Source organism: Xanthomonas maliensis (assembly GCF_009192945.1).
In the GTDB taxonomy this organism is placed as follows: Bacteria; Pseudomonadota; Gammaproteobacteria; order Xanthomonadales; family Xanthomonadaceae; genus Xanthomonas; species Xanthomonas maliensis.
Genome location: NZ_NSET01000126.1, coordinates 1 through 891 on the forward strand (window position 1 = coordinate 1; position 891 = coordinate 891).

Here is an 891-nt window from a genome sequence, read left to right on the forward strand (position 1 = left end):
ACGGAAGTAGAACTGCGGACGGTAGCCCTTGAAGAACGGGGTGTGACGGCCGCCCTCATCCTTCGACAGCACGTACACCTCGGCCTCGAACTCGGTGTGCGGCTTGATCGAACCCGGCTTGCACAGCACCTGGCCGCGCTCGACGTCGTCACGCTTGGTGCCGCGCAGCAGCAGACCTGCGTTATCGCCTGCCTGACCCTGGTCCAGCAGCTTGCGGAACATTTCCACGCCGGTGACGGTGGTCTTCTGGGTGTCACGGATGCCGACGATTTCGATTTCGTCGCCCACCTTGATGATGCCGCGCTCGATACGACCGGTCACCACGGTGCCGCGACCGGAGATCGAGAACACGTCTTCGACCGGCATCAGGAACGGACGATCCACGTCACGGGTCGGCTCGGGGATGAACGAATCCAGCGCATCGACCAGCTTCAGGATCGCCGGCACGCCGATCTCGCTCTGGTCGCCTTCCAGCGCCAGACGGGCCGAGCCGTGGATGATCGGGGTGTCGTCGCCCGGGAACTCGTACTTGCTCAGCAGTTCGCGGACTTCCATCTCCACCAGCTCGAGCAGCTCGGCGTCGTCGACCATGTCGGCCTTGTTCAGGAACACCACGATGTGCGGCACGCCGACCTGACGCGACAGCAGGATGTGCTCGCGGGTCTGCGGCATCGGGCCGTCCGCGGCCGAGCACACCAGGATCGCGCCGTCCATCTGCGCCGCACCGGTGATCATGTTCTTGACGTAGTCGGCGTGGCCGGGGCAGTCAACGTGCGCGTAGTGGCGGGTCGGGGGGGCGGGTTTTGCGGGTGGGGGGGGGGGCGGGGGGGCGCGCGGCCTCTCTTTCCGCGCCGCGGCGGGCGCGTGGGGGGGCCTGTAATCGCACCCACA

1 protein-coding gene is annotated in these 891 nt (G+C 66.9%); it reads right to left on the reverse strand.

Going from position 1 to position 891, the window contains the following annotated elements; translation table 11 throughout:
• The coding region (locus CKY51_RS22220; RefSeq protein ID WP_425509552.1) for an elongation factor Tu at window positions 1–891 on the reverse strand (891 nt) is incomplete at both ends.